A 16,579-nucleotide genomic window follows, 5' to 3' on the forward strand; every position below is an offset into this window, starting at 1 on the left:
GTATAACCTGCATAACAAAAATCAGATTAATTATTATAGTTTATACTTTTGCATTTATTAAAGAGATCGTCGTTATTCAAATTTTTTTTTGAAAAAAACATATTTAGTATTTTACTTCTACTTTCAGCAAACTCTGACGGTTTATTACCTTTAAATATCTCAGCTAAAGAGTTTTGGATTTCATTCCAACTCTTCGCTTTATATCCTGGTGTGACGTCTTCATAGTTATATAATAAGCCCCTGTTGGATTCTTGGTAGTACCACTCATAGTCAGGTATAAAAAATATGATCTCTCTATCTAGATTTAGATAGTCAAAGTAAATAGAGGAGTAATCAGTAATCAGTACAGATGCCTTGCTCAGTGCATCTTGAACGTCTTCAAAAGCGGGAATAATATTGATATTAGAATAATTAGTTAAACTAGGGAAACTAGCATCTACATACGGGTGCATCTTTATTAAAAAATGATAGTCAAATTTAACTAGCATCTCGTTTAAATTCTCAAGCTCATTAGTACTGGGAAAAATATTTTTATCATAATAATCTTGTCCCATACCATCTCTAAAAGTCGGTGCATATAGAATTGTGTTATTATCTTCTGCTCTAGATATAAGATTATTAACTCTAGGATAAGTACCAATAAAAAATTTATCAATACTGATATGATATAACTCACTAAAGAGTTCAGCATCTTTAACAGAAGTGACTAGGAACAAATCAGGAGTGTTTTTTATATTTAAATAATTAAGATACTTTCTCTGTGAGGCTTTACCCATTTTTTTGAGTGGAATACCGTGCCAAAGCGTAATCAATACCTTGCTTTTATTTATAAATTTATATATATCGTTGCCAGTATGGCTATGCGTACATACGATATATTTAGCTTTGGCTATTGATAGAATATTTTTTATATCGTAAAAATAAAGGACTGGTAGCTCTTTTGATAATAAATCTTTATAGATTTCTTTGTCTTTTGTCACCCAAAAGCATTGTTCTTGCTCATGGTTGTCCAAAATCCATTCAAAGAAATATTTTGCATTATCTGAATAGCTATAGCCACCCTGAGCACCGAACAACCATGACTCATTATTATTTGCAGCAAGAGAGGCTACAAAAATTGCACTAGAGTAAGCTATATCTATAATTTTTTTAAAATCCAAAATTAAAACCTCAGCGCTGTTTGAAGAAGTACTACTTCTTCATATCTGCTTTTATTTTTGTAGTTGATATCTCAGGTGTCCGTGCTAGATAGACGACCTCACAATGCTCTTTTAGGAAGTCAAAGTGCCCTACCCAATCGTCACCCATGACAAATTTATCAATATGATAAAGCTCTATGTCTGTAGATTTTTGTTCCCAGTTATCTTCTGGAATAACCAAATCTACAAATCGAATCGCCTCTAATAGAGCTTTTCGCTTTTCATAGCTAAAATAGCAAACTTTGTCTTTTGAGTCTTTGTTAAACTTATCAGTTGATAAGGCTACAACGAGATAGTCGCCTTGTTGCTTAGCTCGGCGAAGTAGATTTATGTGACCATAATGCAATAGATCGAATGTACCGTAGGTTATAATACGCTTCATTAGCTGCTACCTAATATAAACTTATGTTTATGTAAAAATCACAATTTGTTCAAATGACTTGATAACAAGATTATGAACCAATTGAAACAGAAATGTATGATAACTATATATCAAAGAGTAAGAATAACAGCGTTAAACAGTAAAGTTATCTTATCGTATATATAGTCGAAAGCGATTGTGAAACTGATAAAATTCACTCTTAAGGCTGCATAACAATTGGCAAACACTGTGTTTACAAATAAAACTGATAAGAAAAAGAGTATACTGGTTTCATTGATATCATCAATGAGAAGTGTTGTTTGCACCTGCTAACAAAATGCATGATAATTTTATTTAGTATCGACTATAAAATAAATAGTCCTAAACTTTTTAAAAAATGTACTCAAAAAAATATTTAATAGAAAGTTATATAATGTAAACTAATGCTTTATTAAGAAACAATAGTATGAATTAGTAAAATTACTACATTAAGTCTATATAAAAAACGTTTAATTATTCAAATTGCTTTATTGATTATTTGAATGTTACTTAAAGGGGGAGCTTTTAAATTAATTAAAACTTTCAAGTAAATCCACCCATTGGTTTATTATCTTTTCAGGTTGATATTCCTCAGCTTTTTTCTTATTTTTCAAACTAATGGTCTTGCGGTGTTCGTCATTACTCATTAATTCAATTAAAGAGGCCGAAAGCTGAGAAATATCATTTGGAGGAACCAAAATAGAGTTTGTGCCTTTCAGAACCTCAGCTGGGCCTGACTCACAATCAAAGCTAATTATAGGTAAACCAAATGCCAAAGCTTCGGTTAGCACCATACCAAATCCTTCAAAACGGGAAGTCAGACAAAATATCTCAGCTTGTTCGTAATACTTACCTACATCATTAGTGCTTCCAACTAGCTCTACACTGTCATCTAGTTTATTTTCTTTGATAAAATTTGTTAGCTTGACTCTATCTTCACCTTCGCCAACTATTTTTAACGTCCACCCCTGAACAGATACATTTACCTGTAACCAAGCTTCAAGTAGCATATCAAAACCTTTAATATGTGATAGGCGACCTACAGCTAATACTATTTTTGTATTTTCTTCTTTAATATATTCTTGAACTGGAAACGGGCAAAAGTTTGCTATTGCTGTTATTTGTTCTTTGTGCTGAGTACCTTGTAACCAATAGCTTTTATCTTTCTCAGTTAAAGTAACAACTGCATCGCAATATCGTGCAGCTAGTTGTCTAGTTTTATGCCTTTTTTTCGATCCTAAATAACTATTAAAGTTAAAATTTTCCCAACACACGTGGTTTACTGTTAATCCTAAAATAGCAGGCAGGGTAAACTGAACACATAATGCATCTACTGCTATTAATGTATCAACATTTTTTTCTTTTAAGAGCTTTCTTATTTTATAAATAGTATTAGGAATACGACATAATCTACTGTTTGGAAAACTTAGTAAAGATAATAGTTCAATTTCTTTATTTATAGTGTAGAAAGGATTATCGATACGCGAAATGCTAGCTAAGGTTATTTTATAACCAGCTTCTGACAGACTGTTAGCGAGAATAGAACCTACTCGTTCTGTACCACCTGCCTTATTAAGGCTAGCCATTACTATTAAAACTTTCAAATTCTTTACCTCATACCATTATATATAATATATAACTATTGTATTAAAGATATGTACAATAGATCTCTTGCAAAAGTACCAATTTACTAACTTACACGAACGCAATCATAAGGGCTAGCGATAATTTATGCAAGAGGTCTAATATCATTTTGCTTTTAGTTATGAGCTCAAAAAAAGCGATATCAAAGTTCTTATTAAATTCAAATTCATTATTCCTAGTAAAGTTAAAACACTTTATGAGGGTAATACTTAAGTAAAAACATATCATTCACTTATCTATGGATAAAATAATAAAGGTTTAACAGACTTTAATTTTAATTAATTAGTTTAATAAGCATTAAAGTTCAATCCCATTTTAGCTAAGCCTTTATGATACAGTGATTTTATAGCAACTCTTCCTCCAACGGATATTGAAGGCTTGCATGATGGCAGTAGAGCAAGAGCCAAAGGATTATAACTATATATAAGTTCCACCGCCTCCTTCAAAAGATATTTATCAGTATCGTTTAAATTGTAAACATAATACTCGCCTTTAGAAAACTGCATTTGATACATTTCAATAATCTGTATAGTATATTGGTCACTCATATTAGAAAAAAGGCTCATAGCTAGTGCAAATGCCCTATAGGTTTCTATATAAGCATCGGAATTATTTGTAGTAGAGGTAATACTTTTATCATTGACTACATAGTCATAAAGAATATCATCTAATATATACACACGTTCAGCTTTTGAAAAACATCCTATATTTAATAATAAGTCTTCATCAATATCTTGACGCCAAATATAATGCAAATCAAAAAAAGGTTCAATAATTTCTCGTTTATATAGCTTATTCCAAAGCATTCCTATACCAAATTCAAATCTACAAAACTTTGCAAAAATATCATTTTCAACCTTAATAGATCTTTTAAACTTCAATTTTTGGCTAACAAAATTCCTATGCTCATCAACTCGCTCACAGCTACATACAACGATATCAGCATTACTTTTTTTAGCAGCAGTCAATAATGTAGAATACATATTAGGCCGTGCAAAATCATCAGCATCCATAAATCCAACCCAAGGAGCTGATGATTTTTTAAGTCCAGCTAGCCTAGCTTCATGGACACCTTTATTTTTGTCTAAATGAACAGACACTATATTAGTATGTTTTTTCACGAGATTTTCGATTACATTTTCAGTAGTGTCATTAGACCCATCGTTAACAATAATTATTTCAATATTTTTTAGACTTTGAGTAAGCAATGAATCTATATGAGGTACTAGTGCTTTACCTGAATTAAAAACGGGAACAATAACACTTACTGAAGGATTCATATTGTTTGCACCAATATTTTATAATAATTGACATATAACTAAAGCAGAAAATTTAAATTTTTTTATCTAAACTTTCCGCTATGAAATATAAGGAACTCTTTTTTAAACTTAGTAACTTTGTAGAACTAAAAGATTCCGTATTTTTTGTATCTTTCAATCCATTTATAATTTCCAACGGATCATTTACTAAGTAGTCCAAACCATCAAGTTTGTTTAACAAAGATTTGAAGCGTGCAGAACCACGCTTTTCATTTACAATCACTAAAAATGGTTTGCCAAATACTATTGAAAATACCATTCCATGGAACGAATCAGTTAATACAAACTCTGCATTAGCAAACGAAGCCAACCAATCCTGCACAGCGGGCAATTTATAATCTTCTAGATTATTACTGCTTAAATCACCTAAACTATGTTTTGCTTGACAGCTATATACATGGGTGCTTATTTCTTGTGCTATATGTTCTGCAGCTTTATTTTTATCTGCATTTTTATCTAAGAAATAAGTAAAGACACCTTCATTTTTTCCCTGTTTATATCTACTACCTATCAATGACAAGTAGTCTTCTTTCTCTAATAACAACGTTGGGTCTAGAACAAGCTCACTATCAACACCTAAATACTCTTTGCATAAATCAACTCCTGACTGCTCACGAACTGATATTGCATCAAATAATTTAGCCAGTTTAGTACATTTTTTAGTTTCTTCTACTGAGTACTCCCAATTATCAACACCAAATGATGACGCATAAGCTATTCGTTTAATGTTTTTTTTACCTTTCAAAAATTGTAGGTAAAAATTGTAAATATTGGGTGAATACTTTGGTCGCCAAGTCTGATCGCTACCAACAATTACAGCATCATAGCGGTTCTTTTTAAAATGTTTTTTTAAATTTTTGTCATTATCTATATATTCAGACTGTAATATATGTTTATCAATAAACTTACGATTACCCTCTGTTAATTGATTAATTTGGTTCTCAAGGTTTATCGGTGCTTTTCTTTTACCAGCCATTTTCTTAGCTGAGCGATAAGCAAGTCTAGCTTTACTATATACATATTTAGGTGACTTATGATTATAATCAATAGTGATAACTTCATAACCTTTATCTTTTAAAACTTTTTGCAACGCAAACGCTTGCATAATACCACCATAGTTTTTACCTAGTGGCTGTGTCATTATTGCTATTTTCATAATGTAACCTATCTTTTAATCAAACGTTTAATTGTACTACTTCCTGATTCACCAAGCACTTTCTTTGCCAAGTTTTTAATTTGTCTGTCTGGGGAAGATACTAAGTTTTGGATAATTTCTAATGCTTGACTTTCCATAGTACTATCTGTAAATACTTCAAACACTATTGGTTTATCTGAAACTTTTGAACTTATAAATTTTTTATAACAAGCTTCAAATTCCTTTTTAGATGAAGCTGCCATGTATTCATAACCGAGGTCAATAGTAAAATTCTTAACTAATGCAGGAGATTGATTGCCAAAATGGCCAGCGGCAGCGACATACTCATCTGCAGACTCGCCAAAATAAGCAGCATGATGATTATATTGTCTAAATTCAGTACCTTTACCATTGTTTACGAGTAATATCCTTAAGTTATTACCAGTATGTCGATTACCTAATACGTTGATGTCATAGAAGAAAGCTAGGTCACCAATTACAGCATAAAACAGTTTATTGTTATCTGCTAAGGAGGCACCTATTAAAGAGGACAATCCGCCATCTATACCAAAACCACCCACATTGGAAGATGTGATAACTGAATCAGGTAATTCAAAAAAGTTCCAAGATCTTAGGCTATTTAGTATACCAAAATGAACAATAGAGCCTTGAGGAATTTGAGGTGCTAATTTTGAGGCTAGCCAAATGTTAGAATATGGCAGCTCCGGTATTTTTTTTCTGATCGACTCTAAACGCTTATGACAGCTTTTGAAGTATTTATTTCCTGCAGGCTGCTTAGTAGTATAGTGTTCAAAAAAAGACTGCTCAGACATTTCAAAGACATAACGTAGTCGTCTAAAGGTATCTCTTATTTCACCATCTTGATTAACTCGCCAAACTTGTTTACCTGCCATCTTAAGAGTCGCGTAATCACCAGTGATTTCGCCGATATGAATAGTCAAGTCAGGGCGGTAATTAGTCTGGTCTAGCTGGCTTTGAGCAGCTGCTAATGAATAAAGTAATCGGTTCTTGCCATAATATCCACTGGTATGATCACAGAAAACTACTGCATTATTACTTTCACAAAAGTTTTCCAAGGCTTGAGTTTCTGCATTACTCCATTTCTTATGCGAGCCAATTAGTACGGCTACCTTACCTGAAAGCTCTGGGAAATCGTTATCTGTAGTGATTCTATCTATGACTCGATACGTTGGTAACTTTTTAGTTGTATAGGGTTTAGTATAAGTAGTCGGCAAATTGATATGGACTGGACCACCACCCGCACGTTTTAACTCTAATATGGCTTGGTTTACTTTCATCTCACATTCCCACACGTCCTCACTATCTTTTACAATAGGTAATGAAACGCTTAATTTTACAGTATCTTTGGGCATAGAGCTTCGGTCTATGGTTTGTGCTACAAGATGACCAACCTTATTAAGTGCTTGCATAGAAGTAATAGCTAGTACAGGGAGTTTTCTATAGTAAGCTTCTGTCAAACCTGGTAAATAATTTCTAGAGGCAGTGGCACCAGTACAACTGATGACTACTGGCTTTCCTAGCTCTGCAGCTAGACCACAAGCCATATAAGCGGCAGAGCGCTCGTCAACCGATGAATACATTGTAAAATATGGATCTTGCTGCATACTAGATACCAGTGCAGTATTGGTAGTTCCAGGCGAAGCTATTACATGCCTAATATTATGAGCTTTAAGCAAATAAAGAATAACCTGTGCATTCTTTTCATTGGTGTAAGAGTAATCCATAAGGCAATCCAATTAGTTACTTTAATAATTTAGAATATCTGTAAATAGAGTATTTTATTATTGTCTTAAAGTTCGGTAATTCTGTTAAAGATACCTTTTCACCTTGAAACTTATCTTTCATAGCTTCTTCTTTCCAATTAATATGTTTAAACTTTGGATTTCTTGAATCTACAAATTGCTCTAAACATTGTTTCAAACCGATTTCAGGATTTACAAACTCTGATGTATCTATAAATTTATTTATTTTGCTATTATCGAACTGACGATTATACAATCTATCATAGATTACTTGATATTTATTCGAGCGCCATTTTAAGAAACCACCTAAATTCTGTAGAGATACTTTAGGGCGTTGTGATAGTTTTGACTCAAGCACATTTAAATAAGTATCTAAAACTCCATTCCAGCTTATAGTCTGACTTGAAGTAATATGAAAAGCTTCACCATGAGCATCAATTTTACTTAGTATTGCAACAATTCCTCTAGCAACATCTCTACCCCTAGTTACTGTTGTCATTTTAGAGTTAATTTCATCTGAGAAAACAATGGATCGGCCTTTCATAGCACGATATAGCCAATCTTCTTTTTCTAAAACACCTAATTGCAGTCTTTCTTCATCATAAGTGATATAAGGTCTAATAATCGTCCAGTTCTTTTTAGAACTAGAAAATAATAGGTCTTCTTGACGTGCTTTGGTTAATGCATATTCATCTGTAGCGAGATAGTCTTGATCTTTTGAGACATCCAGTAATCGTGGTGAACTTTCTATAAGAGGCTGATCTGAATCAGCGTATACACGAGATGAACTTAAATAAATGTAGTGGTTAGTCGCTTTTAGAAGCTTTTCATATCTATCCTGAAATTCACTTGTTTTATATACCATAAAGTCAACAATAACGTCCCATCTCTGAACTAGCAATTCATCTATGAACGTCTCTTCTTTTGCATTACCTACCTTGTACTCAATATTTTTATCGCGACCAGACTTTGTACGTGATGTCACTACAATATGATTAGATTCATCAGCTAATAGACTAACTAAATGTTTCCCCATAGCTCCAGTACCGCCAAGAACTAATATATTCATCTTTTCTTTCCAAATTTTAGTAAACGACTTGCAAGTACCTGCTTAACCTTTACACGCCAACTTTTGTCTAATCCAATAAAGTACATACTAATAGTAGCAGATATTACGCTCACTAGTATAACAAGCGTCGATGAAAAAATTCCGTTTGGCAGTAAGTATCGTGCAGCCATACTAGGTAACGCTGATAAAAAGATTACCAGCATTACTGGAAATAAAACACTTTTATAATAGGGAGTTAGCGGCAGATCAACCAGCTTATTAACAATAATTAGTCTCACTTGAAACATTATAATATTTGCTATTATAGCTACGATAAATACTGACGCTGCTGAATATCCAAGTTTAAGAACGAGCCAAGAAAATATAAATATTAGTATTTGAATACTTCCTAATGAAAGCTCATATAACTTCATCTTACCAGGTGCTCTAGCAGCTGTTGCTATGGGGAGACTAATTGAGAGAATAAGAGATTCTATAAGCGCTAACTGAGTAAATAATAATGCTTCGGGTGGCGGTGTTTTCAACCAAATACTTAATATAGTATTCATCTCTAACAGCATAGGTAGTGCAAAAACCCACATAAGAAAAAAGGTGAGCTTAGAGCCATTAGATATAAGATTCAGCATGTCTTCTTTTTGACCTGCTGCATATGTCTTAATTATAGGTGGATATAAACCAGTATTGAGGTTACTAGAAAATACCATAACCTGACTAGCTACTGTTAAGGCAATGGTGCGAGCAGCGACAGTTGCAGGGTTAAACAACTGATTGATGAGCACAGTTACCGCTTGATTCCTAAATACTGTACTGAGCTGACCCATTAGAGTCCAGCCAGTAAAACCAATAATTTCTTTGAGAAGTACCTTATTCCAATAGATTTTTTTGAATTGACATTCAGTATATTTTTTTAGACAGACAATGATATATATACTAGTAGTGATAGCTGCTGTCGTTAACAAAAACAGACCGTATAATTCTAATACATCACCAGCTATATGATTCAATAATAATGCTGCAGTTAGTTTAAGAGCCGCATCTACGACCGATATAAAAGCAAAAAGATGCATGTCTTCATGTGCAATGATGATAGCAATAAATGGTGATGAAAAAATGGAAAATACAAAACTGATCACTACCATTTTATATAAGCTTATAGCGGCGCCGTACCTATCATCAGGTATCTTCAGATGCTCTGTTACAAACCATAGACCAACAGTGTATAGAATAATCAAAGCAAATATAGCAATTCCAGCATACATCAGCCAGTTTACACTGAATGTTTGCTTAAGCTTTAAATCATCTTTTTGACCCATAGCAAACGAAAAAAATCGCTGGGTCGCTGAAGCCATAGTGCCTGGTAAAAAAGCTAATAGAGCTACAAACCCAGCTACTACGCTATATATACCATAGTTCTCAATACCTAATGCGTTTAGCACTACACGAACGGTATATAAACTAATTAATACAATAATTATCTGACGAGTATAAAGAGCCAGTGTATTCTTTAAAATTTTATTATTGCTCATGATTCAGTAAAACCTAAGTTAAAATTCAAATAATATAGGTTTAAACTAAAACCTTTAAAATAATAAAAACACCTCACAATTCAAAAGTGCACCTTTTACTATCCATATCAGCTACTAGTTGGTATAAATACTATTTACATACCAAGGCATCGCCTCTTCAATGCCTTGAATAATATCGAACTCTGGCGCGTAACCTAATGCGTTTTTAATCTTACTAATATCAGCCTGACTATGGCGCACATCGCCTTCTCTAAAGTCTCTGTATACAGGCTCTTGAGTGTACTCTACGCCATTGTTAGCTAAATTCTCTTTTAGTGCCGTAAATAGCGTATTGAGTGTGGTACGACCACCTACTGCGACATTGTAGACCTCATTCTTAGCCTCATCATTGGTAGTCGCGGCTAAGATATTGGCCTGTACCGCATTTTCGATGAAATTAAAGTCGCGGCTGGTGTCACCATCACCATTGATGAATACCTCATCGCCTGTGATCATAGCTGCCGTCCACTTAGGGATCACGGCCGCATACGCACCATCAGGCGTTTGACGTTTGCCAAAGATATTGAAGTAACGCAGACCGATAGTATTAAAGCCATGAGTGCGAGCAAACACATCTGCATACAGCTCATTGACGTACTTAGTCACTGCATAAGGGGATAGGGGATTACCAATATTGTCTTCTATTTTAGGCAGAGCAGGGTGGTCGCCATACGTTGAGCTACTAGCAGCATAAGTGAAACTAGCAACCTTGGCATCACGAGCAGCAACCAGCATATTTAAGAAACCAGAGATATTGGTATCATTGGTCGCGATAGGGTCAGCGATAGAGCGTGGTACTGATCCCAGTGCGGCTTGATGAAGGATGTAGTCTACGTCTATACAGGCGGTATAGCAGTCGTCTAGCTTACGGATATCACCTTCTATAAAGCTAAAGTTTTGCCATTGCTCAGCCGTTACCAGTGATTGCACCTCATCTAAGTTATGCTGAAAGCCGGTTGCAAAGTTATCTAAACCAACGACCTTTTGATTAAGTAGTAGCAAGGTTTCGAGTAAGTTAGAACCTATAAAACCGGCGACGCCAGTCACTAGCCATGTCTTTGGTACGCTTACCAGCTCTTGCTTTACTTTATCATATGTTGTCTGCATTGGTACCGAACTCTCTGCTTTTAAATTCATAGGGCTTCTCTTACTATTTAAGGCTCTTATTTATGATTAACCAGCTTACAAGCGGATATCAGTCTCATATCTAGCAAAGACATATTTGAGATCATAAAGCACATGATCGTCTTTACCTAGAGCACGAATACTGTCTACACCCATTTGGACAAACTGATGATGGGCAACAGCTAAGATAATACCATCATACTGATTGGCGATAGGCTCATTAACTGGCGTAATATTGTATTCACGCTGGGCTTCCTGGTTGTCTACCCAAGGGTCGTAGACATCGACGTCGATATTATACTCTTGTAGTTCATGAACAATGTCGATAACTTTGGTATTACGTACGTCAGGGCAGTTCTCTTTAAAGCTAAGCCCGAGGATCAATACTTTTGCGCCTTCAACTTGGATTCGCTTTTTAATCATTGTTTTGACCAGCTGCGTTACCACATACTCACCCATACTGTCATTTAAGCGGCGACCAGCCAATATAATCTCAGGGTTGTAGCCTATGGCTTGAGCTTTATGGGTTAGGTAGTAAGGATCAACACCGATACAGTGACCACCGACTAGGCCAGGGCGAAAGGGTAAAAAGTTCCACTTAGTACCGGCAGCGGTCAATACAGCTTCAGTATCGATATTCATCTTATTAAAGATAACAGCCAGCTCATTAATCAAGGCGATATTGACATCTCGTTGCGTATTTTCGATGACTTTTGCCGCTTCTGCTACTTTGATACTCGGAGCTTTATGCGTACCTGCGGTAATGATTAAGTTATATACCTCATCGACAAAATCAGCCACCTCTGGCGTAGAGCCTGCGGTGACCTTCAAGATATTAGTCACTCGATGCTCTTTGTCGCCTGGGTTGATACGCTCAGGGCTATACCCTGCAAAAAAGTCCTGATTGAAGGTAAGTCCAGAGATATTCTCTAGTACAGGAATACACACTTCCTCAGTCGCACCAGGGTATACCGTAGACTCATAGACTACGATATCATTTTTGTTAAGCAAGCCACCTATAGCTGTAGATGCTTTCACTAATGGAGTAAGGTCTGGTTGCTTATACGCATCGATAGGGGTTGGTACTGTTACAATGTAAAAGTTACAGTCTTGCAGCTCAGTGATGTCTGAGCTAAAGCTCAAATGCGCGGCTTGAGCCAACTCTTCCTTGCTAACTTCTAACGTATGATCTACACCTGATATTAGATCAGCAATACGTTTACTATTAATATCAAAACCTATTGTAGTAACTTTTCTACCAAACTCGACTGCAAGTGGTAAGCCAACATAGCCAAGACCAATAATGGCTATTTTAATATCATTAATGTTTATCATAGTGCCTTTTTAAACCATGTTGTTTTGAGTGCCAGTCTTCTAATCAGCATGTTTTTACATGATGCTTATTTAAATAGAAGGCTACTGGTTAAAACTTATAATCAGTGTGGTAACTATTTATTATTACCATAAGCGTAGCTATAGTGATAACTGTATTTGTTCATCACACCTTGTTGTACATCATTCATAATAATTCCATCAACACGCACATGATCTTTAGTCAACTGGCCTATTGCATAGACTAGCTGTCTCTCTACTGAATGATCATATCTAGTCACCATCAATAGTTTATCAGCATACTCTGACAAGATAATAGCATCTGATGCCGCTAGTATTGGTGGAGAGTCGATTATAATATAATCGTAATGCTGATTTAGATTTGACATCAGATCACTCAGCTTTTTACTAGCGAGGAGAGTAGTTGGCTGTGTTGGAAGTTGACCTCTAGGTATAAAATCAATATTGTCCATGCCAGTAAGCTGCACGAAGTTAGCAAGTCTATCACTTGTTTGCTCTGTATTATCTTTATTTGACAGATAATCAGCTAAACCGAAGTCCCCTTCTATATTAAAGGTTCTATGCAGCTCACCCATACGCATGTCAGCATCTATAATCAAAACCTTTTTATCAAGTTGTGCAAATACTTCTGATAAATTGGCAGATATAAAGGATTTTCCAACACCAGGGCTTTCGCCTGAAATGAGTATAACTTTAGCTCGTTTGCCCGTTTTCCCTTGTTCAGGCATACCAAACATGAGATGAGTTCGTAAGCTTTTTATAGCCTCATAACTCAAGCTGTTACGATCAGCATAGGCCAGTAAACGATTAGGTGCTTTTTTGTTTTTAGCTAGTCTTGTCAATAAAGGAGAACGTGGAATAGTGGCAATCACAGGCACACCAGTTTTAGACTCCAAACGATCTGGATCCTTAACCGTATTTTTAAGCAAGCTTCTAAGGAATACTACCATGATCCCTAGTAAAATACCCGACAGTATTGAGAGCATTATAATTAGCTGCTTCTTCGGTGCAATAGTGCGATAAGTACTAATAGGCATGTCGACAATACGTGCAAAACCTATCTGGCCTGCTTTTACGATTTTTAACTGCTCATAGTTTTTGAGCATAGTGAGATAAATCTCTCTATTGATCTCCGTATCTGCGGATAATTTCAAAAACTCTCTTTGGGTTCCAGGAAGCTTTGCAATATCATTTTTAATTTCTTGCTTTCTATTATTAAGAACCTTAAGTTGATCATTTATTTGAAGAACTAATGGATGCTCTTCAGTATAGTAAGTGGTTAAATCTGCTTTCTTTAATCTCAATTCATTAATCTGTGAGTCAATTTGAGAGTTTTCTGCTACTAGTAGACCAGACTCTTGACTAATATCAATACTACCAGACCTTTCACGGAAGTCATTGAATATAGCTTCAGACGCTTCTAGCTTTTGCTTAAGCAATGGTATTTGTGTTTCCATGAAACTAAGTGTCTTAGTCGTTTCTTCAGATCCACGAGATTTATTTTTAGCAATATAAGAGTCAATAATTTTTTTAAGTATCAAAGTGATTTGTTCTTGGTTTGAACCAATCATAGATAGTTGAATGATACCAGTTTTACTGCCGAGTTCAGCGACTGTCAGAGCACCACTTATGGCGTCTGTTGTATTCTGAAGGGACTGCTTAGCGATAGTTATAGGGTGATTATCATCAGGTAAATCATTAACAGTGATTTGAATAATACCGTCTGTACCTCTGAAATAGTTTACCTTATTTAATTGACCTTTAAATTCATCAAAACCATTACTAAGCGTAAAGCTATTATTAGTATCGGATTTGAGTAAGGTAAAAGACTTATCTAAGTAAGCTTGTGAGACATCGAACTGACTAATCTTTACCTGCCCATCAGCAGTTTTCAGCTCTACACCTTCTACCGTATTCACTTGAGTATGAGTTTGATTACTTTTTATCCTGTCTAAAGAGTTTATCGAAGGATCACTCAAGCGAATACTCAAATGAAGCAAGTCGACTACTGGCTTCAATATCATACGCGACTTAATTAATAACGCCTCTGTTTGAGCTGGACTTACCTCAGTTGAAACGAGGTCAGAGATATTTGTACCGAGTGCCGAAACACCTTGTGATGCAGTATCGATCTGAACGAGAGCATCTGATTTATAAGTAGGATTTTCATATCTGCTATATAGTACTCCTATGATTAACCCTAATACTGCAAAAAAAAGCAAGGTTTTCCAGCCTCGTAGCACAACGAAAACTAAAGCTAGTAAGTCGATATCATTACTATCTTTTTCGGCAGTAGACTTTGATAAGTTGTTTGAATCTGTATTCATAAGTATTCACTATTTAACTAATTTTATTAAACCATGGACTCAAACTGTCAATAATATCTTGTTTGGCAGCCTCAAATGCTAACTTATCATGTCCATAGGGGTCAGCAATATCTTTATCAATCCAGTAACCAATTCTGAATGTTTTTCCACGACAGTGCGGCCATTTGTCTTCAATCCATTTGCTTTGACTGGTTGACATGGTCAAGATCAAATCTGCTTTCACTGTCAATTCTTCAGTAATTTTTTTGGCAATATGTTTGTTCATGTGCATATTAATGACTGAATTAAATGCAGACATAGCATCTAACGCCTTTGTATCAGCACCATGACCAACGACTGCCGATAGCCCTGCTGAATCAATGTGCTTATCTGGATATTTGTCCATTAAAAGAGCCGCAGCTATCGGGCTACGACATATATTGCCCACACAAAGTACTAAAATATTATTAAATTCCATAATGCTGACGCCTTTTATAAACCTGAAACAGATCTAATTGCCGATGAGGAAGGCAGTAAAGAGCTGATAACACGATTCCAGCGAGTCAAGCCAGTAGGATCAACGTAGACAATATCATTAGGAAGCATTTCAAAACGATTAGCCAAAGAGAAGCTCGTAATTGATCGCATATCGACATAGTAGATATTGGTCATCGGGTAATTAGTATTGTCACGAACAACATATACTTTAGCTGCATCCGCAGTGTTAGAGTTCAGACCATTGGACTCACCTAATACTTGCGCTAAACTTATGCCTTGCTCCTGTATAGGGACAGGTTCTACTTTGCCAAACTCACCTAAGACATATATCTTATTACGGCTCTGACTATTTACATGAATTGAATCACCGTCTTTTATGTATATTTGATTGGCTGATGACCCCATTTCTTGTAATGTTTGTAAACCGATATTGTAGCTAACGCCGTTACGATTTAATACTATGCTGTTAGAGTCACCAGTTGGCGTTGCTCCGCCCGCCATAGAAATAGCGCTATATAAAGAAACAGGTGTATCTGCAATGCTAAATTGACCAGGCTTACTTACTTCACCGTCAATAAAAAATTTGTTGCCAAGATAATCAGTAACTTTTACTTGCGGGTCTGGATATTTGAGATAACGCTGTAATTGGCTACTTAGATTCGCAGTAAATTGTGGCACACTCATGCCACTGGCTTTAATACGCCCTATTAATGGAAACTGAATGAATCCTTGCTGATCAACCGGATAGCCTGTAGACCCTGCAGCAGTAATATCAGGATATTCGACCAAGGTAATACTTAAGACATCTGCTTGAGCTATACGATAGTCTGATCGGCTAGAGCTTCTAATTAATTGTGATAGATTATTATCAGGGCGACTTATAATCTGTTTAGAAGGTAAGTTTGCCAAACTGAGTGGCTGAATATCAAACTGAATACCATTATCCGCTTGGAAGACACCACTAGGAGGTAAGTCGCCAGCTTGCAGACCAGTGTTTATGCTCGTGCAACCAGTAGTTAACCCGATGATAAACGTTAAGGCAACAGTAATAGACAGTGATTGCCGAGTTTTCGAAAGAATCATGACAATTTTTACCTTGATTAAATAGTGATGCAACGAACATTTGAATTTTTAAAATTAAAAGTCAGCAGTCTAGCACACTAAGCTATCTATTTAGTAGCT

Annotated in this window: 13 protein-coding genes; all 13 read right to left on the minus strand. The window is 35.4% G+C overall.

Features of this window, described 5'->3' with window-relative positions; genetic code table 11:
- Positions 1–26: 26 nt before the first annotated feature.
- Positions 27–1,160 (minus strand): CDP-glycerol glycerophosphotransferase family protein, encoded by a 1,134-nt coding sequence (locus tag CXF60_RS08370; RefSeq protein WP_180958119.1) that lies wholly within the window; start codon positions 1,158–1,160, stop codon positions 27–29.
- Positions 1,161–1,191: 31 nt separating this feature from the next.
- Complete coding sequence (gene tagD / locus CXF60_RS08375; RefSeq protein WP_102091572.1) at positions 1,192–1,581, minus strand: glycerol-3-phosphate cytidylyltransferase; 390 nt, start codon at positions 1,579–1,581, stop codon at positions 1,192–1,194.
- Positions 1,582–2,129: 548 nt separating this feature from the next.
- Positions 2,130–3,203 (minus strand): glycosyltransferase family 4 protein, encoded by a 1,074-nt coding sequence (locus CXF60_RS08380; RefSeq protein WP_228707082.1) that lies wholly within the window; start codon positions 3,201–3,203, stop codon positions 2,130–2,132.
- A gap of 327 nt (positions 3,204–3,530) precedes the next feature.
- Entirely contained in the window at positions 3,531–4,523 is a 993-nt protein-coding gene (locus tag CXF60_RS08385) for a glycosyltransferase (RefSeq protein WP_102091574.1), read from the minus strand.
- Positions 4,524–4,575: 52 nt separating this feature from the next.
- Positions 4,576–5,718 carry a polysaccharide pyruvyl transferase family protein gene (locus CXF60_RS08390; RefSeq protein WP_219621827.1) on the minus strand — a complete coding sequence of 381 codons (1,143 nt, stop codon included), beginning with the start codon at positions 5,716–5,718 and terminating at the stop codon, positions 4,576–4,578.
- 8 nt (positions 5,719–5,726) lie between these two features.
- Positions 5,727–7,463, minus strand: coding sequence for a thiamine pyrophosphate-binding protein (locus tag CXF60_RS08395; protein ID WP_102091575.1), 1,737 nt, complete (start codon positions 7,461–7,463; stop codon positions 5,727–5,729).
- Between the two features lie 16 nt (positions 7,464–7,479).
- Positions 7,480–8,550: an NAD-dependent epimerase/dehydratase family protein gene (locus CXF60_RS08400; RefSeq protein WP_102091576.1), complete on the minus strand. Its 1,071-nt coding sequence runs from the start codon at positions 8,548–8,550 to the stop codon at positions 7,480–7,482.
- Entirely contained in the window at positions 8,547–10,076 is a 1,530-nt protein-coding gene (locus tag CXF60_RS08405; RefSeq protein ID WP_102091577.1) for a lipopolysaccharide biosynthesis protein, read from the minus strand. Before CXF60_RS08405 ends, CXF60_RS08400 begins: the two co-directional genes overlap by 4 nt.
- A 114-nt stretch (positions 10,077–10,190) precedes the next feature.
- Positions 10,191–11,222: an NAD-dependent epimerase/dehydratase family protein gene (locus CXF60_RS08410; RefSeq protein ID WP_102091584.1), complete on the minus strand. Its 1,032-nt coding sequence runs from the start codon at positions 11,220–11,222 to the stop codon at positions 10,191–10,193.
- Between the two features lie 75 nt (positions 11,223–11,297).
- Entirely contained in the window at positions 11,298–12,575 is a 1,278-nt protein-coding gene (gene tviB, locus CXF60_RS08415; protein WP_102091578.1) for a Vi polysaccharide biosynthesis UDP-N-acetylglucosamine C-6 dehydrogenase TviB, read from the minus strand.
- Between the two features lie 113 nt (positions 12,576–12,688).
- Positions 12,689–14,920: a polysaccharide biosynthesis tyrosine autokinase gene (locus CXF60_RS08420; protein WP_102091579.1), complete on the minus strand. Its 2,232-nt coding sequence runs from the start codon at positions 14,918–14,920 to the stop codon at positions 12,689–12,691.
- Between the two features lie 13 nt (positions 14,921–14,933).
- Positions 14,934–15,377 (minus strand): arsenate reductase/protein-tyrosine-phosphatase family protein, encoded by a 444-nt coding sequence (locus tag CXF60_RS08425; RefSeq protein ID WP_102091580.1) that lies wholly within the window; start codon positions 15,375–15,377, stop codon positions 14,934–14,936.
- A 14-nt stretch (positions 15,378–15,391) separates the two neighbouring features.
- On the minus strand, positions 15,392–16,480 hold the full coding sequence (locus CXF60_RS08430; protein WP_180958120.1) for a polysaccharide biosynthesis/export family protein: 1,089 nt from the start codon (positions 16,478–16,480) through the stop codon (positions 15,392–15,394).
- Positions 16,481–16,579 lie beyond the last annotated feature (99 nt).

This window comes from Psychrobacter sp. 4Bb (genome assembly GCF_002836735.1).
Classification (GTDB): Bacteria; Pseudomonadota; Gammaproteobacteria; order Pseudomonadales; family Moraxellaceae; genus Psychrobacter.

Bases quoted from the DNA above. Each gene is read 5' to 3' on its own strand.
- CXF60_RS08390 (WP_219621827.1), bottom strand. From the start codon at position 5,718: ATGAAAATAGCAATAATGACACAGCCACTAGGTAAAAACTATGGTGGT.
- CXF60_RS08425 (WP_102091580.1), bottom strand. From the start codon at position 15,377: ATGGAATTTAATAATATTTTAGTACTTTGTGTGGGCAATATATGTCGT.
- CXF60_RS08410 (WP_102091584.1), bottom strand. From the start codon at position 11,222: ATGCAGACAACATATGATAAAGTAAAGCAAGAGCTGGTAAGCGTACCA.
- CXF60_RS08430 (WP_180958120.1), bottom strand. From the start codon at position 16,480: ATGATTCTTTCGAAAACTCGGCAATCACTGTCTATTACTGTTGCCTTA.
- tagD (WP_102091572.1), bottom strand. From the start codon at position 1,581: ATGAAGCGTATTATAACCTACGGTACATTCGATCTATTGCATTATGGT.
- tviB (WP_102091578.1), bottom strand. From the start codon at position 12,575: ATGATAAACATTAATGATATTAAAATAGCCATTATTGGTCTTGGCTAT.
- CXF60_RS08385 (WP_102091574.1), bottom strand. From the start codon at position 4,523: ATGAATCCTTCAGTAAGTGTTATTGTTCCCGTTTTTAATTCAGGTAAA.
- CXF60_RS08420 (WP_102091579.1), bottom strand. From the start codon at position 14,920: ATGAATACAGATTCAAACAACTTATCAAAGTCTACTGCCGAAAAAGAT.
- CXF60_RS08405 (WP_102091577.1), bottom strand. From the start codon at position 10,076: ATGAGCAATAATAAAATTTTAAAGAATACACTGGCTCTTTATACTCGT.
- CXF60_RS08400 (WP_102091576.1), bottom strand. From the start codon at position 8,550: ATGAATATATTAGTTCTTGGCGGTACTGGAGCTATGGGGAAACATTTA.
- CXF60_RS08395 (WP_102091575.1), bottom strand. From the start codon at position 7,463: ATGGATTACTCTTACACCAATGAAAAGAATGCACAGGTTATTCTTTAT.